The sequence below is a fragment of the Pseudomonas mucoides genome, from assembly GCF_015461845.1.
Lineage (GTDB): Bacteria > Pseudomonadota > Gammaproteobacteria > Pseudomonadales > Pseudomonadaceae > Aquipseudomonas > Aquipseudomonas mucoides.
Window position 1 is genome coordinate 138448 of the sequence record NZ_JACOPW010000001.1, and the last position, 18001, is coordinate 156448.

Genomic DNA, 18001 nt, shown 5'->3' on the forward strand with positions numbered 1-18001 from the left:
TTGGCTCAGGGAATCGACGCATCAAATTCATTGCCGCTGTTGTCCCGGATAATCAGACGCGTCTGCCCTGCCCCTTCGATGTCGAAGGCCAGGTTGGGGTTTTCACTGACGGCAGGAAACAGCTCCAGCCGCGCCAACAGCTGATCATCCGCGCTTCGCAGTTCGGCATGGTTGATGAAAAATTCCGGGATGCCGTTGACCATGCCGTTGTCCATCGGATGCGCCACCTGCACGCGCAAACGGCTGAAGTCAGTGCGCGGATAGCGCGCGCCTAAAACCTCGCCGAGGTGTTCCTCCCAGCCGGGCTGGGTACGCACCACACTGGGTGCGGTGCAACCACCGCCCGCCGCATCGATCAGGGTCGAACCGACATGCCACAGCCCATCGCGCGTCAGGACCGCGGCGCGTAAAGGGGTGGCCTGTTCAATCCGGATACGGATCGACAACCACGGCAACACGCGATCCAGCGGCTGGAAGTCGACAATCTTCGGCAGCGGATTGAGCTCGGCCCAGGCGAGGATTTTCACCACCTCGCCCTTGAACGCTCGCGCATCGATTTCCAGTGGCACCTGCCGGGCATCTTCGGCGAACGGCGGCGCCAGCAGCTTGACCCGGTCATCGAAGACAAAAGGCGCGTCGCCGAGCATTTGCTTGTGATAGAACGCCCACATCACCGAGGGCACCGGGTCTTTGCCCGGATCGATACTCGCGGCGTGCGCGGCCAAAGGTAACCAGCAGGCCAACAGACACTTGATTCGCCAGCTCATCACCCGCTCCTATTGGTACATCTCCGGCACGTCATACCGCAGGCCGTAATGGCTGTAGATCGTCTTCACGGAACCCTCGCGGATCAGGCCTTCCAGCGCCTCTTCCACGGCATACGCCAATTGCCGATTGCTTTCGTGCACGGCCATGCCGATCTCCCAGAGTTGCTTGCCCATGTTCGGATAGGCGTTTTGCGCCAACGCCCATTGCGGGTCGGCCGCCTCATGCACTTGCCAGTCGATTTCGCCACGCATGGCCATGACCGCGTCGACCTCACCGGCCTTCATCGCCGCAAAGGCCTGGGGTACGCCCGGGTAGTGGTGGGTTTTGCCCGCGAGCATGCCGTTGAACACCGACGTCAGGTAGAACGACGGCACGCTGTCGACCTCGACGCCGATCGGATGCGAGTCGAACACGGCCACGCTGCCGACCTTGTCCAATCGGCGTTGATCGTAAGCCACCTGCCATTGTTCGGTCTGATAGGGCCCGAACATCACCACATGCCCGTTTTCCATTTCGCCAAACTCGTTGCGCTTCTGGGCGTAGTCACGGTCATAGGGCACACGCATCATCAGGTCGGCCAACTGCTGGTTGTGCAAGGCACTGGCGCGCCAGATGTAATCACGCAGATCGTCATCGAGTTTTTCCCCGGCAGGGGCCCAGATCAGCGTCAGGTGTACGCCGAGCGCCTTGGCCAGCGCCTCGGCGAGTTCGACATCGACGCCTCGGGGCTGGCCGGCCTGCTCAAAACTGTAGGGGGCGAAGTCCTTGTAAACCGCCACTTTCAGCTCCCCGGCAGCAATCATTTCGTCATAGTTTCGAACCTGCGCCTGCACCGTCTGGCAACACAGCCACAGCGCACTGATCAACACCGCGAGCAGACGCATGGAATCACTCCTCGACGTGAACGCTGTCCAGGTAAGTGCGCACTGCCCACAACGCTTCCTGGCTCAGGTAATCAGCCATTTTCGGCATGTAGACCCGACCGTCACGCACGGCGCCATGACGCACGCGTTCGACGAACCACTCGTCACCCGCCTCGCCGACATCAAGCAGGCGCAGGTCAGGGGCGATCCCGCCGGACTTGGCTTCCAGGCCATGACACGCCGCGCAGTTCTGGTTGTAGGCCGACGAGCCGATTTCCAGGGCTCTGTCGTGTTCCGGGGAGGCTCGATAGGGGTTGGCCGCGGCCCAGCCATCGCCATCCACCGTTACACCGGCGTCCTTGATCGGTGTCAGGCCCTGGGTTTCAACCGCTTGCGGCACCACGTTGCCATGAGCCCACACGGAACCTGCACTGATAAAGCCGGCCAGCAGACCGACGACGAGCAAGGCGTTGCGTTTTGTTGTCATTGTTATGCCCTCAGGATTGCACGCAAAACCTCTTGGCAGAGGCTATGGCACTCATCTTAGAAACGGCATCGCCAACACCCCATGCTGCTTTGGTGGTCGCCTTCTAGTCCCTTGGTAGTAAGGCGATGGATGCACACCTCGGGTACGTCGCCAACAGGCCTGGTGTCCCGGCGAAGCGGGCAGCGTCAGTAACGGCCAGTTAAGCCATAACACCAGCGGCTACAAAAATTGTGTTACCGCTGAAATCGGATGTTCTCCTCCGGGGCGATGACCGTTGTCGCTCCATGCTAAAACCGCGCAGGTACGCAGGGGTTACTACCTTGGTACTGGCTCTCCGCTACTTTCTGCATATTTCCTCTGCTCCACAGGCTTCCTATGCTGGCGCTACCTGTAAAGGAGTGCCCTATGCGCCTGCTTGCCCCTTACGCCTTGCTCTACCTGCTGGCGATTGCCTGCGCCGCCGGCGTGGCTACTCAGAGCCAGGCTGCGCAGGCGCCATTGGAGGTGCGGATCGGCTACCTGGGTTATCGGCCCGATCCTGGGCCGCTCCTGTCGAACGTGATTCCCGAACCGAGCGATGCCGGACTGCGCGGCGCCGAACTGGCGATCACCGACAGCAACAGCACCGGACGTTTTCTCAACCACAGCTACGCGCTGGTCAGCGCCAGCGTCGACAGCCCTGAAGCCTTGCTCGATGCGGCCAACGCCCAGCACGCGCAGGGTCTGCGGCTGTTTGTGGTGAACGCCCCGGCCGACAGCTTGCGCCAGCTCAGCGCCGCCCTGCCCGACAGCCTGATATTCAACGCCGGCAGTCCCGACGATCGCCTGCGGACCACCGATTGCCTGTCGAACGTGCTGCACACCCTGCCAAGTCGCGCGATGCTCGCCGATGCGCTGGCGCAATTTCTGGTGGTGCGCAAATGGCAACGCGCGCTGCTGATCGTTGGCCCGACCGCCGACGATCAAGCCTACGCTGCTGCCCTGCGCCGCGCGGCAAAACGCTTCGGCCTGCAACTGGTGGCGGAAAAGGCCTGGAGCTTTGATAACGACCAACGTCGCAGTGCTCAGGCGGACATGCCGCTGTTCACCCAGACCGCCGAATATGACGTGGTGCTGGTGGCCGATGAACGCGGCGACTTCGGCGAATACGTGCCCTACCAGACCTGGTACCCGCGCCCCGTCGCCGGCACGCAAGGGCTGACCCCGGTGGGTTGGCACAAAACCGTGGAAACCTACGGCGCCGCGCAATTGCAAAAGCGTTTTGAAGCCCTGACCGGTCGCTGGATGAACGACCGCGATTTCGCGGCCTGGATGGCCGTGCGCAGCGTCGCCAGCGCGGTGAGCAAATTGCGCCAGACCGAGCCGATGGCGATCCGTCAGCTGGAACTCAGCGATCAACTGCCGCTGGATGGTTTCAAGGGACGCAAGCTCAGTTATCGCGCGTGGAACGGCCAGTTGCGCCAACCGATTCCCATCGTCCAGCCCCGCGCCCTGGTCAGCACGTCGCCGCAGGACGGCTTTCTGCATCCCTTCAACGAAATGGACAGCCTGGGTTACGACAAACCCGAGGTCAGCTGCCGCTTTCCCTGATCCAACTGTCCACAAGAACGACAACAAAAAAGGAATCTGCCATGCGCCGCACCCTGCTCTGCCGCTCCCTGCTTTCCGGGGCCCTGCTGTTCGCCGCCGGGCATGCCGCGGCCAGCACCGCGTGGGTCTCCAACGAAAAGGACAACAGCCTGAGCCTGATCGACATGCAGACCCTGCAAGTCACCGACACCCTGCCCGTCGGCCAGCGCCCACGCGGCTTGTTGCTGTCCCATGACAACAAGCTGCTGTACATCTGCGCCAGCGATTCGGACCGGGTCCAGGTAATGGACGTGGCCACCCGCAAGATCATCAAGGAACTGCCCTCGGGCAAAGACCCCGAGCAATTCGCCCTGCACCCCAACAACCGCTGGCTGTACGTCTCCAACGAAGACGATGCGCTGGTCACGGTGATCGACACCGAAACCTCCAAAGTGCTCAGCCAGATCAACGTCGGCGTCGAGCCCGAAGGCATGGCCGTCAGTCCCGATGGCAAGTGGGCCGTGAACACCAGCGAAACCACGAACATGCTGCACTGGATCGACACCAGCACCCAGACCCTGGCCGACAGCACGCTGGTGGACCAGCGGCCACGCTTTGTCGAATTCAATCAGGACGGTTCACAGCTCTGGGCGTCAGCGGAAATCGGCGGCACGGTGACGATTCTCGACGTCGCCAGCCGCAAGACCCTCAAGACCCTGAACTTCCAGATCAAAGGCGTGCACCCGGACAAGGTCCAACCCGTGGGCATCAAGCTCAGCGCCGACGGCAAGTACGCTTTCGTCGCACTGGGCCCGGCTAACCATGTGGCGGTGATCGATGCCAGGACGTTCGAGATTCTCGACTATCTGTTGGTCGGACGTCGGGTCTGGCAGCTGGCGTTCACCCCCGATCAAAAGCAACTGCTCGCCACCAACGGCGTTAGCGGTGACGTGTCGGTGATTGATGTCGACAGCCTCAAGGTGAGCAAATCGGTGAAAGTCGGACGCTACCCCTGGGGCGTGGTGGTGACCCCATGAACGCCCTGGAAGTCAGCGACCTGAGTTTTGCCTATGGGACTCGGGAAGCCTTGCGTCACGTGAACTTCGAGTTGGCTCCGGGGCGTTTCGCCGCATTGCTGGGGCCCAATGGTGCCGGCAAATCGACCCTGATCGCCCTGTTGACCCGGCTTTATGATCTTCAGCACGGCGACATCCGGGTCGGCGGCTGTTCATTGCGCGATGCGCCCCGACCGGCGCTCAGGCAGTTGGGTGTAGTGTTCCAGCAAAGCACCCTGGACCTGGACCTCAGCGTCGAGCAGAACCTGCGGTATCACGCCGCGCTGCATGGTCTGTCCCGGCGCCAGAGCAGTGTCCGGGTTGACGCCGAACTGGCCCGTCAAGCCCTGACCGAACGCCGCCGCGAACGGGTGCGCGAACTCAATGGCGGCCACCGCCGCCGGGTGGAAATCGCCCGGGCCCTGCTGCATGAGCCGCGCCTGTTGCTGCTTGACGAAGCCAGTGTCGGCCTCGATCCCGCCAGTCGCCTGGCGCTCAATCAACACCTGCGCACCTTGTGCAGCGACCACGCCATCAGCGTGCTCTGGACCACGCATTTGCTCGATGAAGTGCAGTCCAGCGACGATTTGCTGATCCTCCATCAAGGTCGGCTGGTGGCCAGCGGACAGGCCGATGCACTGAGCCTGGAACATGGCGGTGATCTGGGTTCAGCCTTCACTCACCTGACCACTTCAGGAGCGGCGCGATGAATGCGTACTGGCATTGCTTCAGCGGCATCGTGCTGCGCGAATGGCTACGTTTTGTGTTGCAGCGCACGCGGTTTCTCAGTGCCCTGGTGCGGCCGCTGTTATGGCTGTTGGTGTTCGCGGCCGGTTTCCGGGCAGCCTTGGGGATCGCCATTATCGAACCCTATGACACCTACATTCCTTACGAGGTCTACATCATCCCGGGTCTTGCCTGCATGATCCTGCTGTTCAACGGCATGCAAGGCTCTCTGTCGATGGTCTACGACCGCGAGATGGGCAGCATGCGCGTGCTGCTGACCAGCCCGCTGCCCCGGACTTTTCTGCTGTGCAGCAAGCTGTTGGCCACGTCGCTGATTTCCCTGTTGCAGGTGTATGCGTTTTTGGCGATCGCCTGGCTCTATGGCGTGCAACCGCCGGCCATGGGGTTATTGATCGTGTTGCCGGCATTACTGTTGGTGGCGTTGATGCTCAGCGCGTTGGGCCTGTTGCTGTCGAACGCCATTCGGCAACTGGAGAACTTTGCCGGGGTCATGAATTTCGTGATCTTTCCGCTGTTTTTCCTGTCTTCGGCGCTGTATCCGCTGTGGAAAATGCATGAAGCCAGCGAGTGGTTGTACTGGTTGTGCGCGGTGAACCCGTTCACCCATGCGGTGGAATTGGTGCGGTTCGCCCTTTATGAACGCTTCAATCCGCTGGCGCTGGCGGTGTGTGCAGGGTTGACCGTAGTGTTCGCGCTACTCGCCGTACTCACCTTCAACCCTCAGCACGCAGCCCTGCGCAAATCCACCTGACCACCCAAATCCAACTCTAGGAGTGAGTCTGCTCGCGATAGCGGTGTATCAGATGACATTGATGTTGAATGACGGATAGCTATCGCGAGCAGGCTCTCTCCTACAATTGATCTCCATGAGCAGGGGAGAAATTACTACTTTAGTACTGGTTTCCCTGTCTATCGTCGCATTCACAAAGCACCCCGCCTGGCCTGTAATAGATCCATAACTATAAGGATCGAACCCATGCCGCGTGCCCGACGTTGTCTGTTGCGCCCTTCTCTCGCAGCGCTGCCGCTCTGCCTGTTGCTGAATGCTGCGCACGCCGAATCACCGCTGTTTTCCGCGGAAGGCTATCGCATCAACCTGTACCGCAGCCCGACGCCGGACAGCCTGCAAGGCGCGACCATCGTTGACACCCCGGCCTTGCAAACACTGCTCAGTCAAACGCCGCCACCGGTGCTGATCGATGTCTACCGTCGCCAATGGCTGCAAGGCCAGTTCATCGAAGACCAGCCCCATGAAAACCTGCCCGGCAGCCACTGGCTGGCCAATACTGGTGACGGTGACCTGACGCCCGACTGGCAAGGCTATTTTGCGCGTAACCTCAAGGCATTGACCGCCGGGGACTCGGCACGACCGCTGGTCTTTTATTGCCGCGCCGACTGCTGGCTGAGCTGGAACGCCGTCAAACGAGCGTCCGTCATGGGCTATAAGACACTGTATTGGTATCGCGACGGCCTTGATGCCTGGCAAGCGGCCGGGCTTGCCGTGACACCGGCCCGGCCCGAGCCTTTCCCCTGATCTTTACGCTGGCGTGTTGTTGCCACACCCTAAACAAAATAATGAGGTGAAAGGCTATGTACAAAATTCTGATTGCCGACGATCACCCGCTGTTTCGCGAAGCGATTCATAACGTCATCAGCGACGGTTTCCCGGGCTCCGAAGTCATGGAAACCGCCGACCTCGACAGTGCCCTGGCCCTGACCCAGGAACACGACGACCTGGACCTGATCCTGCTCGACCTGAACATGCCCGGCATGCATGGGCTCAATGGCTTGATCAACCTGCGCAATGAAGCCCCGACCATTCCGGTAGTGATTGTCTCGGCCGAGCAGGACAAACAGATCGTCCTGCAAGCCATTACCTACGGCGCGGTAGGTTTCATTACCAAGTCGTCACCGCGCACGCAAATGACCGAGGCCATCCAGCAAATCCTCAATGGCAACGTGTATTTGCCGCCGGACATTATCCGCACCACCCGAACCAACACTCCCCGCCGGATGAACGACACGCCGAGCTTTCCCCCTGAACTGCTCCAGGCCCTGACCCGCAAGCAATTGCAGGTGCTTGAACGCATGACCAAAGGCGAATCGAACAAACAGATCGCCTACACCCTGGAAATCGCCGAGACCACCGTCAAGGCTCACGTCTCGGCGATCCTGCGCAAACTCAATGTGCACAATCGAGTGCAGGCGATCTTGAGTGCCGGGGATATTGATTTCGGGTCTTACATGCGACGTTGAGACAGCAAGACTTTGGCGCCCCCTTCGCGGGCAAGTCGGATCGCCGCACCGCCGCTCCCACAGGTACGGCGCTGCCCTTGTGGGAGCGGGCTTGCCCGCGACGACGGTGGTACTAACGCAGATGCGCCTCAAGGCCTGCCGAGCAAATGGCTCATCGCCGTTTTAAGTTTCATCGGCCGCACCGGTTTATGCATCAGGGTGTGGCCCAGTTCGCGGATCTGCTGTTTGAGTTCGTTGCTGTAGTTGGCGGTGATCATCAAGGCCGGGATGGGTGACGTGCGACAGGCATTGATCCGGGCCACGGCGTCCAAGCCATTCTGATCGTTGTCCAGATGGTAATCGGCGATCAACAGGTCAACCTCGGCGTGGTAGTTGTCCACTTTTCGCGCCAGGTCCTCTTCCGACAGCGCCGTCACCACCCGACAGCCCCAGCCTTCGAGCAAGGTGCGCATGCCGGCGCAAATGGTGGCGTCGTTGTCCAGCACCCACACCCTTGCCCCGCGCAGGCGTTCAAGCATCGGCTCGCTCATCTGCAAGGCCGGCAACGGCTTGGGGGCCGTTGCGCTCAACGGCACTTCGACCGAGAACATCGAGCCCTTTCCCGGCCATGAGCGCACATGAATCCGATGCCCGAGGATGCCGGCGATTTTCTCGACAATGGCCAGGCCCAACCCCAGCCCACGATCCTGGTCCGGACGCTGTACGTCACCGCGTTTGAATTCCTGGAAAATCTCTTCCAGGCGATTGTCGGCGATGCCCATGCCGGTGTCCCAGACCTGGATCAACAAGCGCTGATGCAGGCGCCGGCACCCGAGCACCACCCGTCCACTGTAGGTGTAGCGAATCGCATTGCTCAGCAGGTTGCGCAGGATGCGTGCCAGCAACTGGATGTCGCTGCGCACCAGCGCGGAACAGGCAATGAAATGCAGTTCAAGGCCCTCACTGCGTGCCACCTGGGTGTATTCAGCCGCGAGATTTTCCAGCAGTTCGCTCAGGGCGAACGGCGCGACATCGGCTTTGATGACCCCGGCATCGAGCTTGGAAATGTCCACCAGCGTGCCCAGCAGGTTCTCTACATCTTCCAGGGAATTACTGACATTACGCACCAGAACCTCGTTGCAGACCGGTTCACGTCGCTCCAGCAACGCACTGGTAAACAAACGGGCGGCGTTCAGTGGTTGCAGCAAATCGTGGCTGACAGCCGCCAGAAATTTGGTCTTGGACAGATTGGCGTGCTCGGCTTCGAGCTTGGCCTCGCGCAAACGTGATTCCACCTGGCGGCGCTCTTCGATTTCACGCAACAATTGATCATTGAGGGTGGTCAATTCCGCCGTGCGTTCACGCACCCGCAGCTCAAGATTCTGATACGCCTGATGCAGCGCCTCGGCAGTGCGGCGACGCTCGGTGATGTCGCGGATCAACACGAAAATCCCCACCACTTCCCCGGTGGCCAGGCGATTGGGCACGTAGGAGCGCAGCATGTAGCGCTCCTGGTTATTGACGTTGGTCTCGGCGAACTCGAACGTGACGCTCTCGCCGGCCAGCGCTCTCGCCACGTAAGACTCCAGACGCTGGTAGTGCTGTTCGCTGTGCACTTCGCGCAGGCTTTGGCCGAGCATCACGCCTCGGGGCCAGCAATACCATTCCTCATAGACCTTATTGGTGAACTCGTACACCAGATCGGCATTGAGGTAGGCGATCAATGCCGGCACGTGGTCGGTGATCAGGCGAATCCAGCGCTCGCTTTCACTCAGCGTCTGGGCGTGCTGGTAGCGTTCGGTGATGTCAGTGAAGGTGTTGACGAAACCGCCAGTCGGCAACGGGTGCGTGCGGATTTCCAGGACTCGTCCGTCATCGAGGCGTTGCTCGCATTCCTGTACTGGCCGCCCATTGCCATCGTGACTGAGCGGGGTCAGCAGGTTCAATTCGCTGTCCACCATCACTTCAGCAAACGGTCGATGGGCCGCGACGGGCGCCAACCCGCTCAATTCGAGAAAACGCCGGTTCCACAATTCCAGAATGCCCTCGGCATTGACCATGGCCACACCCTGGGACAGATTATCGACCGCCCGCTGTAACAAATGCGACTTCTGCGCCACAGCCTGTTCGCGGCGTACGGTTTCACTGAGTTTGACCTCGGTAATGTCGGTGAACAGAATCACCCGCCCACCCTCCTGGGTCGGCCGCTCGCTGACTTGCAGCCAACGCCCGTTCTGCAAGCGATACAGCAGACTCTCGTCGGCATGCCCGCGCGGTTCTTCGGTGAACAGCCCATTGCTCATCATCAGGCGCTTGACCTCGGCCAGGCGCATGCCCGCGTTGATCCGCACCCGGCTGTTGCGCCAGAACGCCTTGAAGCGACTGTTGAACAAGACGATGCGCTGCTCGGCGTCGAACAATACGAAGGCATCGGAAATGCTCTCGATGGCATCGATCAGGTGTCGATGCGCGGTCTCGGCGCGCAGGCGGGCCTCGCTGAGCAAATGGTTACCGGCCTTGAGTTCGGCCATGGCCTGGTTCAAGGCATCGGTGCGCTCACGGACCTGCTCGGCCAGCACCACCGAGTGCTGGAACGCCGCGTACGGGTCATTGCCCCGAGTGATGCCCGACTCGATACGCTCGATCAGCGCCGCGTTGATGCGCTGCAGCTTGTGGTTGTCGTGACGCAGGCTGGCCAGTTCGGCCTGCAGCTCAGCGATGTCCTGGGGCACGGCCGCGGGCAATGGCAACGCCGGTGAAGGTCTGGTTGATGTGCATGCCATTGAACTGTTCTCCGTAGGTGTTGAAACCCATCACCCGTTGCTCGCGCAAAAACGTCCCGATCTCGTCGAGACTGCCGTCGTCCTCCAGCTCCAGACGCCGGAGAAAACAGTCGCAACCGATGGTCAGCAACAGTTCACCCAAGCGTTCTTCCAATCCTTCGAACAGGCTTTTCAGGTTCGGCAACATCGGGCCCGGCGTCATGGCGGTGAGCACGATGCCATTCTCCACGGCGCAGTAAAAACTCAGGCTCAGGTCCGCGTGCACCTGCTGGATGGCCCGCACGTAATACTGTTCGTTGATCCTCACGGCCAACGGGTGCGCAGCGAAAATCCGGTGATCCAGTTCATTCACCGGCACGCCGATGAGCCGCGCGTACTCGGCGGCGGCGGGTTCCGCATTGAGTTCATAAACACGGCGCGAGGCGCTGTCGGCCCCGGTAACCACCAGTTTTTCGGCCCGGGGCAGCATGTGGTGGGTGGTGAACACTTCGAAATCCAGCCAGGTATTGACCAGCACGACGACCGCCGCGCCGCTGTGGAACTCGCCGTCGAAGTAGACATGGGTGTGGGTCAGGTAATTGTCATCGCCAGCGGAACCGCCGAAATGCGGAATGTCGCCCAATGCCGCACTCAAGGCTGCAAGGACCATTTCTTCACGGCTGGACAAACCATCGAGCAGGGTCAGGGCAAAACTGTTGCCCTTGATCGGTGCCAGGGTGTTACTGCGACAGCCACTGACCAGACGCTCGACCATCTGCTGCGCATCGATCAGGCTGAAGCGCTCCATCTCGTCGATCAACTCGAGCGCAATGGAGAAGTGCCGGTGATCGAACCCCACCGCCGTCACGCAATTGCGTCCATAGCCCAACGGGGTGATTTCCCCGGCGCTGGTGCAACCCACCAGGCGAATCCCCCCGAAACTGTCTTGCAGGGCTTGCCCCAGTGCCTGCAAGTCATACTCGGCGGAACAGAAAAAGAGCACGAAGCCCAGATGCGGATGCAGCAATTGACGCGCCAGTTCCTGCGCCACTTGCCGGGCATCGGTGGCCTGGGACATTGCGCTGACGACACCTTCACCCTGGACCTGCTGCATCGTCGCCTCCCGCAGGTGCGTATGGTTGAGCAGGGAGTTTACGAAACCCGTGGCGTGCAACGAATGCTACTTGGGTAGCAGTCAGACGCTTCAATGGGATGAGAGCGGTGGTGTGGATCCGCCCCGGCCCACAGGCAGGTGTTGCTTTAGACGCCAGCCCTGAACAGCATATAAGCGGCAATCACAAGGCAGACGCTGGCAAAGCCGATTTGCAATGCTCGCGCCGGCACGTGGGCGCACAGCTTGCGGCCGATGATCATGCCGACAATGCTGGCGCCGATGAAGCATGCCCCAAGGCTGTCGATGCGCACGCCCGCGTGAAACGCGCCGACCACGCCGATCGCGGAAATCAGGCTGATCACCATCAAGGACGTGGCGACGATCCCGCGCATCTGCACATCGGTCAGTTGCTTGAACGCCGGGACAATCAGAAAACCGCCGCCCACGCCCAGCAGCCCTGACACCACGCCCGTCACCGCGCCGAGCGCCGCCAGCGTCGCGGTGCATTTGGCGGTCCAGGAAAAGCGCCCGGTCTGCTGATCGAGCATGCAGTTCTTCTGCCCCCAGTTGGCGTGACCGTGATCGCTCGGCCCCTCGTCCTGGCGCTCACGACGCAGCATTCGCCAGGCGACCATGACCATGAGCAGGCTGAACAGAATCATCAGGATTTTTTCCGGCAACTGATGGGCAAAATAAATGCCCACCGGTGAAAACACCGCGCCGAGCAGCGCGATCAACAGCGCCGCGCGATACCGCACCAGCCCATGCCGCAAGCCGTCAATCGCCCCGACCGCCGCCGCACTCCCGACCGCAAACAAGGCGACGGGCGCCGCCTGGGTCATGGTCAACCCCAGCCCCAGGACCAGGGCCGGCACCGCAAGAATCCCGCCGCCCGCCCCGGTCAACCCGAGGACCAGGCCCATGACCACCCCAAAAAAACTCGCCAGCAACATAAAGCACTCGTAATCAGCTCAACAAGGCCGGGAGCGCCCGGTTTCGATGACTGACAGGATAGAGCCCGCGCAGATTTTTTCATCAAATGAATTGATGCAGTGCTGGCCAATGCAGGGAGAATGAATCTACCCTCAGTGCTTGTTCAGATAGAAATATTCACCATGCCTGCCTTGATTGAAGCTTTCCTCGACCCTGCCTCGTCGACCTACAGCTACGTGATCTACGAAGCCGATGGCGGCCAGTGCGCCATCGTCGACCCGGTGCTCGACTACGATCCGGCGGCCGGCAGAACGGGCACCGTTCAGCCCGACAAAATCATCGCCTTTGTTCGCCAACATCAGTTGCAGGTGCAATGGCTGCTGGAAACCCACGCCCATGCCGATCACTTGTCTGCCGCGCCTTATCTGCGTCGCGAGCTGGGGGGCAAGATCGCGATCGGGCAGTCGATCAGCAAGGTTCAGGGGGTGTTCAAAAGCCTGTTCAACCTTGAGCCGGCGTTTCGCGTTGACGGTTCGCAGTTCGATCATCTATTCGCACCGGACGAGTCGTTCATGATCGGCAATCTCAAGGCCACCGCCCTGCATGTGCCCGGCCACACGCCGGCGGACATGGCTTACCTGATTGACGGTGAGCAGATTCTGGTGGGCGACACGCTGTTCCTGCCTGATGTGGGCACCGCGCGTTGCGATTTTCCGGGCGGCAACGCCAATCAGTTGTTTGCCTCGATTCGCAAACTGCTGGCGTTCCCGGCCAGTGTGAGTTTGTACGTCTGCCACGATTACCCACCTGAAGGCCGGGAATCCCGGTGCATGTCTACCGTCGGCGAACAACGCCGAAGCAACATTCACGTGCATGACGGCGTTGATGAGGCGGCGTTTGTCGACATGCGCACCCGACGCGATGCCGGGTTGGGCATGCCAACCCTGTTGCTGCCAGCGATTCAGGTGAATGTGCGGGCCGGGAATCTGCCACCCGCCGAGAGTAACGGCGTGACCTACCTGAAAATCCCCATCAACAAACTCTGAGATCTCGATCGTTCCCACAACATTGGGGCGATCATCATTCTCCGTAGCAGCTGACGAGCACCGCGAGGCTGCGAATGCAGTCTGCCTGACAAAACCCGATTGTCAGGTTTGCGACGGCTGCGCCGCCGAACGCTGCCTCGCGTTGCTCGACAGCTGCTAAAGGGGTTTCGGGGTTTAGCTGGAAAGGGTCAAGCCATTGGCCGGCAACGGCAGCGCAGTTTTGTAGCGCACTTGCTTGAGCGCAAAGCTTGAGCGAATGTTCGCCACGCCGGGGACTTTAGTGAGGAAGTCCATCATGAAGCGCTCCAGCGACTGAATGGTCGGCACCAATACCCGAATCAAATAGTCCGGGTCGCCGGCCATCAAATAGCACTCCATCACTTCCGGGCGATCCGAGATCGCTTCCTCGAAATGCTGCAATGCCTCTTCCACCTGTTTCTCCAGGCTCACATGAATGAACACATTCACGTGCAGCCCCAGCAGATCAGCGTCCAGCAGCGTCACTTGTTCACGAATCAGCCCCAATTCTTCCATCGCCTTGACCCGGTTGAAGCACGGCGTCGGCGACAGGTTGACCGAGCGTGCGAGGTCGGCGTTGGTGATGCGCGCGTTCTCCTGAAGGCTGTTCAAAATGCCGATATCGGTACGGTCCAGTTTGCGCATGAGACAAAACCACCTGTTTTTTATGTTTATGCAGATTTTTTATCCTCAAATGATCGCCAGCGCAACGAAACAGAGATAAATATTCTTCTTCGCCGGGCCTATGATTGTTGTAGGACAAGATTTCTTCCACAGAAGAATGACGGTCAGCTCACTACAAGAAATTCACAAGATCGAGCGTAGAAGCCATGAACCAAGCGTACGAACCGCTGCACCTGCACGTTCCCGAACCATCGGGCCGTCCTGGCTGCAAAACCGACTTCTCCTACCTGCGTCTGACCGACGCCGGCACGGTGCGCAAACCTTCCATCGACGTTGAACCGGCCGACACGGCTGATCTGGCCAAGGGCCTGATTCGCGTGCTCGACGACCAAGGCAATGCCCTCGGTCCGTGGGCTGAAGGCGTACCGGTCGAGATCCTGCGTAAAGGCATGCGCGCCATGCTCAAGACGCGGATCTACGATAACCGCATGGTGGTCGCCCAGCGTCAGAAAAAAATGTCTTTCTACATGCAGAGCCTCGGCGAAGAAGCCATTGGTAGCGGCCAGGCCCTGGCCTTGAACGTCGACGACATGTGCTTCCCGACCTATCGCCAACAAAGCATCCTGATGGCCCGTGACGTTCCGCTGGTCGACCTGATCTGCCAACTGCTGTCCAACGAGCGCGATCCGCTCAAGGGTCGCCAGTTGCCAATCATGTATTCGGTCAAGGACTATGGCTTCTTCACCATTTCCGGCAACCTCGCGACCCAGTTCGTCCAGGCAGTAGGCTGGGGCATGGCCTCGGCGATCAAGGGCGACACCAAAATCGCCTCGGCCTGGATCGGCGACGGCGCCACCGCTGAATCGGACTTCCACACCGCCCTCACCTTCGCCCACGTTTACCGTGCGCCGGTGATCCTCAACGTGGTCAACAACCAGTGGGCAATCTCCACCTTCCAGGCCATCGCCGGTGGTGAAGCCACCACGTTTGCCGGTCGTGGCGTCGGCTGCGGCATTGCCTCCCTGCGGGTCGACGGCAATGATTTCGTCGCGGTCTACGCCGCCTCTGCCTGGGCCGCCGAACGTGCGCGCCGCAACCTCGGCCCGACCATGATCGAATGGGTCACCTACCGCGCCGGCCCACACTCCACCTCCGACGATCCGTCCAAGTACCGTCCTGCCGACGACTGGAGCTACTTCCCGTTGGGCGACCCGATTGCACGCCTCAAGCAGCACCTGATCAAGATCGGTCACTGGTCCGAAGAGGAACACACCGCCGTCAGCGCTGAACTGGAAGCCGAAGTCATCGCCGCGCAGAAAGAAGCCGAACAGTACGGCACCCTCGCTGGCGGCCAGATTCCAAGCGCCGCGACCATGTTCGAAGACGTCTACAAAGAGATGCCGGAGCACTTGAAGCGCCAGCGTCAAGAGTTGGGGATCTGACATGAACGACCACAACAACAATATCGAGCTGGAAACCGCCATGACCACGACCACCATGACCATGATCCAGGCCCTGCGCTCGGCCATGGATGTGATGCTTGAGCGTGACGACAACGTCGTGGTGTTCGGCCAGGACGTGGGCTACTTCGGCGGCGTGTTCCGTTGCACCGAAGGCCTGCAGGCGAAGTACGGCACCTCCCGCGTGTTCGACGCACCGATCTCCGAAAGCGGTATCGTCGGTGCCGCCGTGGGCATGGGCGCCTACGGTCTGCGCCCGGTCGCCGAGATCCAGTTCGCCGACTACGTGTACCCGGCGTCAGACCAGATCATTTCCGAAGCCGCCCGCCTGCGTTATCGCTCGGCTGGCGAGTTCACCGCCCCGATGACCCTGCGCATGCCTTGCGGCGGCGGCATCTATGGCGGCCAGACCCACAGCCAGAGCATCGAGGCGATGTTCACCCAGGTCTGCGGTCTGCGCACGGTCATGCCGTCCAACCCGTACGACGCCAAAGGCTTGCTGATTGCCTCCATCGAAAACGATGACCCGGTGATCTTCCTTGAGCCAAAACGCCTGTACAACGGCCCGTTCGACGGTCACCACGAACGTCCGGTAACGCCGTGGTCGAAACACCCGGCCGCTCAAGTGCCGGACGGTTACTACACCGTGCCGCTGGACGTCGCCGCCATCACCCGTCCGGGCAAGGACGTGACCATCCTGACCTACGGCACTACCGTTTACGTGTCGCAAGTGGCGGCTGAAGAAACCGGCATCGACGCTGAAGTCATCGACCTGCGCAGCCTGTGGCCGCTGGACCTGGAGACCATCGTCAAATCGGTGAAGAAAACCGGCCGTTGCGTGATCGTTCACGAAGCGACGCGCACGTGTGGCTTCGGTGCCGAACTGGTCGCCTTGGTGCAAGAACACTGCTTCCACTACCTGGAAGCGCCTATCGAACGCGTCACCGGTTGGGACACTCCCTACCCGCACGCACAAGAGTGGGCGTATTTCCCTGGTCCGTCCCGAGTGGGCGCGGCTTTGCATCGGGTTATGGAGGTCTGAATGGGCACGCACGTTATTAAAATGCCGGACATTGGTGAAGGCATTGCAGAAGTTGAATTGTCGGTGTGGCACGTCAAGGTCGGCGACATGGTCGTCGAAGATCAGGTGCTGGCCGATGTGATGACCGACAAGGCGATGGTCGATATCCCTTCGCCGGTCCACGGCAAGGTGATTGCGCTGGGCGGTGAGCCGGGCGAAGTCATGGCGGTGGGCAGCATCCTGATCAGCATTGAAGTGGAAGGCGCGGGCAACGTTAAAGAGTCCGCGCAGCCTGCTCCTGTTAAAGAAGCGCCGGTTGCAGCCTCTAAAGTGGCAGCCGTGGTGGAAAGCAAACCGGTCGCAGCTGCCGCCGCGCCGCGAGCTGCTGTTTGCCAGGGCCCGATGGTGGCTCGCGAGGCCAACGAACGGCCACTGGCTTCCCCGGCCGTGCGCAAACACGCGCTGGACCTCGGCATTCAATTGCGTCTGGTGCGTGGCAGCGGCCCTGCCGGTCGCGTGCTGCACGAAGACCTCGACGCCTATCTGGCGCAAGGTCAGTCGATTGCATCGACCGTGTCCTCTGCTTACGCCCAGCGTAACGACGAAGAGCAAATCCCGGTCATCGGCATGCGCCGCAAGATCGCCCAGCGCATGCAGGACGCCACCCAGCGTGCCGCCCACTTCAGTTATGTCGAAGAAATCGACGTGACAGCCGTCGAAGAACTGCGCGCGCACCTGAACGAAAAACACGGTGCCACCCGTGGCAAGCTGACCTTGCTGCCGTTCCTCGTCCGTGCCCTGGTCGTCGCACTGCGCGATTTCCCGCAGATCAACGCCCGTTACGACGACGAAGCCCAGGTCATCACCCGCCTCGGCGCGGTGCATGTGGGCATCGCCACCCAGGCCGACATCGGCTTGATGGTGCCGGTGGTGCGTCACGCCGAAGCCCGCAGCCTGTGGGACAACGCCAGCGAAATCTCCCGTTTGGCCACCGCTGCACGCAACGGCAAGGCCAGCCGCGACGAATTGTCCGGCTCGAGCATCACCCTGACCAGCCTCGGCGCCTTGGGCGGCATCGTCAGCACCCCGGTGCTGAACCTGCCGGAAGTGGCGATTGTCGGCGTCAACAAAATCGTCGAACGCCCGATGGTGGTCAAAGGCCAGATCGTGATTCGCAAGATGATGAACCTCTCCAGCTCCTTCGATCACCGCGTGGTCGACGGCATGGACGCGGCGCAATTCATCCAGGCCGTTCGTGGCTTGCTCGAACAACCTGCCACCTTGTTTGTGGAGTAAGTC

General features: G+C 60.8%; 17 protein-coding genes. 10 read left to right on the top strand and 7 right to left on the bottom strand.

The window, feature by feature from the left end:
- Positions 1-5 precede the first annotated feature (5 nt).
- The 3 genes from H8F22_RS00615 to pedF are packed head-to-tail and all read right to left on the bottom strand — an operon-like array spanning position 6 to position 2118.
- On the bottom strand, positions 6-767 hold the full coding sequence (locus tag H8F22_RS00615) for a quinoprotein dehydrogenase-associated SoxYZ-like carrier (RefSeq protein WP_027923294.1): 762 nt from the start codon (positions 765-767) through the stop codon (positions 6-8).
- 9 nt (positions 768-776) lie between these two features.
- Positions 777-1652, bottom strand: coding sequence for a substrate-binding periplasmic protein (locus H8F22_RS00620; protein ID WP_194939615.1), 876 nt, complete (start codon positions 1650-1652; stop codon positions 777-779).
- Between the two features lie 4 nt (positions 1653-1656).
- The gene (gene pedF / locus H8F22_RS00625) at positions 1657-2118 is read right to left on the bottom strand and encodes a cytochrome c-550 PedF (RefSeq protein ID WP_027923292.1); all 462 of its coding nucleotides are present in this window, start codon (positions 2116-2118) and stop codon (positions 1657-1659) included.
- 405 nt (positions 2119-2523) lie between these two features.
- On the opposite strand from pedF, the gene H8F22_RS00630 reads away from it, so the two are divergent.
- The 6 genes from H8F22_RS00630 (at position 2524) to H8F22_RS00655 (ending at position 7745) form a co-directional block, all read left to right on the top strand.
- Positions 2524-3708 (top strand): ABC transporter substrate-binding protein, encoded by a 1185-nt coding sequence (locus H8F22_RS00630; RefSeq protein WP_059181001.1) that lies wholly within the window; start codon positions 2524-2526, stop codon positions 3706-3708.
- A 41-nt stretch (positions 3709-3749) separates the two neighbouring features.
- Positions 3750-4724, top strand: a complete 975-nt coding sequence (locus H8F22_RS00635; RefSeq protein WP_027923290.1) for a YVTN family beta-propeller repeat protein — start codon at positions 3750-3752, stop codon at positions 4722-4724.
- Entirely contained in the window at positions 4721-5452 is a 732-nt protein-coding gene (locus tag H8F22_RS00640) for an ATP-binding cassette domain-containing protein (protein ID WP_027923289.1), read from the top strand. The genes H8F22_RS00635 and H8F22_RS00640 overlap by 4 nt, the downstream gene beginning before the upstream one ends.
- Positions 5449-6240: an ABC transporter permease gene (locus H8F22_RS00645; RefSeq protein WP_027923288.1), complete on the top strand. Its 792-nt coding sequence runs from the start codon at positions 5449-5451 to the stop codon at positions 6238-6240. The genes H8F22_RS00640 and H8F22_RS00645 overlap by 4 nt, the downstream gene beginning before the upstream one ends.
- Before the next feature lie 225 nt (positions 6241-6465).
- Positions 6466-7023, top strand: coding sequence for a PQQ-dependent catabolism-associated CXXCW motif protein (locus H8F22_RS00650; RefSeq protein ID WP_059181004.1), 558 nt, complete (start codon positions 6466-6468; stop codon positions 7021-7023).
- A gap of 56 nt (positions 7024-7079) precedes the next feature.
- The gene (locus H8F22_RS00655; RefSeq protein WP_027923286.1) at positions 7080-7745 is read left to right on the top strand and encodes a response regulator transcription factor; all 666 of its coding nucleotides are present in this window, start codon (positions 7080-7082) and stop codon (positions 7743-7745) included.
- A gap of 128 nt (positions 7746-7873) precedes the next feature.
- Here H8F22_RS00655 and nahK read toward each other — a convergent pair whose 3' ends face one another.
- From nahK to H8F22_RS00670, 3 genes are all read right to left on the bottom strand, one after another.
- Positions 7874-10507 (bottom strand): hybrid sensor histidine kinase/response regulator NahK/ErcS', encoded by a 2634-nt coding sequence (nahK, locus tag H8F22_RS00660; RefSeq protein WP_081743940.1) that lies wholly within the window; start codon positions 10505-10507, stop codon positions 7874-7876.
- Positions 10437-11600: a nitric oxide-sensing protein NosP gene (gene nosP / locus H8F22_RS00665; protein ID WP_027923284.1), complete on the bottom strand. Its 1164-nt coding sequence runs from the start codon at positions 11598-11600 to the stop codon at positions 10437-10439. The genes nahK and nosP overlap by 71 nt, the downstream gene beginning before the upstream one ends.
- Positions 11601-11746: 146 nt before the next feature.
- Positions 11747-12553 carry a sulfite exporter TauE/SafE family protein gene (locus H8F22_RS00670; RefSeq protein WP_059181005.1) on the bottom strand — a complete coding sequence of 269 codons (807 nt, stop codon included), beginning with the start codon at positions 12551-12553 and terminating at the stop codon, positions 11747-11749.
- Positions 12554-12715: 162 nt separating this feature from the next.
- On the opposite strand from H8F22_RS00670, the gene H8F22_RS00675 reads away from it, so the two are divergent.
- Positions 12716-13579, top strand: a complete 864-nt coding sequence (locus tag H8F22_RS00675; protein WP_059181006.1) for an MBL fold metallo-hydrolase — start codon at positions 12716-12718, stop codon at positions 13577-13579.
- A gap of 174 nt (positions 13580-13753) precedes the next feature.
- Here the strand turns inward: H8F22_RS00675 and bkdR are convergent, their stop codons facing one another.
- Positions 13754-14242 (bottom strand): Bkd operon transcriptional regulator BkdR, encoded by a 489-nt coding sequence (gene bkdR / locus H8F22_RS00680; RefSeq protein WP_027923281.1) that lies wholly within the window; start codon positions 14240-14242, stop codon positions 13754-13756.
- 185 nt (positions 14243-14427) lie between these two features.
- Here bkdR and H8F22_RS00685 point away from each other — a divergent pair, with 185 nt between their 5' ends.
- Genes H8F22_RS00685 through H8F22_RS00695 form a run of 3 tightly spaced genes read left to right on the top strand, consistent with a single transcriptional unit; the run spans position 14428 to position 17998 of the window.
- Positions 14428-15663: a 3-methyl-2-oxobutanoate dehydrogenase (2-methylpropanoyl-transferring) subunit alpha gene (locus tag H8F22_RS00685; RefSeq protein ID WP_027923280.1), complete on the top strand. Its 1236-nt coding sequence runs from the start codon at positions 14428-14430 to the stop codon at positions 15661-15663.
- A 1-nt stretch (position 15664) separates the two neighbouring features.
- On the top strand, positions 15665-16723 hold the full coding sequence (locus H8F22_RS00690; RefSeq protein ID WP_027923279.1) for an alpha-ketoacid dehydrogenase subunit beta: 1059 nt from the start codon (positions 15665-15667) through the stop codon (positions 16721-16723).
- Positions 16724-17998 (top strand): dihydrolipoamide acetyltransferase family protein, encoded by a 1275-nt coding sequence (locus H8F22_RS00695; protein WP_027923278.1) that lies wholly within the window; start codon positions 16724-16726, stop codon positions 17996-17998.
- Positions 17999-18001 lie beyond the last annotated feature (3 nt).

Coding starts and splice junctions, on each gene's coding strand:
- nosP (WP_027923284.1), bottom strand. CDS start 11,600: ATGCAGCAGGTCCAGGGTGAAGGTGTCGTCAGCGCAATGTCCCAGGCC.
- H8F22_RS00640 (WP_027923289.1), top strand. CDS start 4,721: ATGAACGCCCTGGAAGTCAGCGACCTGAGTTTTGCCTATGGGACTCGG.
- H8F22_RS00685 (WP_027923280.1), top strand. CDS start 14,428: ATGAACCAAGCGTACGAACCGCTGCACCTGCACGTTCCCGAACCATCG.
- pedF (WP_027923292.1), bottom strand. CDS start 2,118: ATGACAACAAAACGCAACGCCTTGCTCGTCGTCGGTCTGCTGGCCGGC.
- H8F22_RS00620 (WP_194939615.1), bottom strand. CDS start 1,652: ATGCGTCTGCTCGCGGTGTTGATCAGTGCGCTGTGGCTGTGTTGCCAG.
- H8F22_RS00650 (WP_059181004.1), top strand. CDS start 6,466: ATGCCGCGTGCCCGACGTTGTCTGTTGCGCCCTTCTCTCGCAGCGCTG.
- H8F22_RS00670 (WP_059181005.1), bottom strand. CDS start 12,553: ATGTTGCTGGCGAGTTTTTTTGGGGTGGTCATGGGCCTGGTCCTCGGG.
- bkdR (WP_027923281.1), bottom strand. CDS start 14,242: ATGCGCAAACTGGACCGTACCGATATCGGCATTTTGAACAGCCTTCAG.
- H8F22_RS00630 (WP_059181001.1), top strand. CDS start 2,524: ATGCGCCTGCTTGCCCCTTACGCCTTGCTCTACCTGCTGGCGATTGCC.
- nahK (WP_081743940.1), bottom strand. CDS start 10,507: ATGGCATGCACATCAACCAGACCTTCACCGGCGTTGCCATTGCCCGCG.
- H8F22_RS00645 (WP_027923288.1), top strand. CDS start 5,449: ATGAATGCGTACTGGCATTGCTTCAGCGGCATCGTGCTGCGCGAATGG.
- H8F22_RS00635 (WP_027923290.1), top strand. CDS start 3,750: ATGCGCCGCACCCTGCTCTGCCGCTCCCTGCTTTCCGGGGCCCTGCTG.
- H8F22_RS00675 (WP_059181006.1), top strand. CDS start 12,716: ATGCCTGCCTTGATTGAAGCTTTCCTCGACCCTGCCTCGTCGACCTAC.
- H8F22_RS00695 (WP_027923278.1), top strand. CDS start 16,724: ATGGGCACGCACGTTATTAAAATGCCGGACATTGGTGAAGGCATTGCA.
- H8F22_RS00690 (WP_027923279.1), top strand. CDS start 15,665: ATGAACGACCACAACAACAATATCGAGCTGGAAACCGCCATGACCACG.
- H8F22_RS00615 (WP_027923294.1), bottom strand. CDS start 767: ATGAGCTGGCGAATCAAGTGTCTGTTGGCCTGCTGGTTACCTTTGGCC.
- H8F22_RS00655 (WP_027923286.1), top strand. CDS start 7,080: ATGTACAAAATTCTGATTGCCGACGATCACCCGCTGTTTCGCGAAGCG.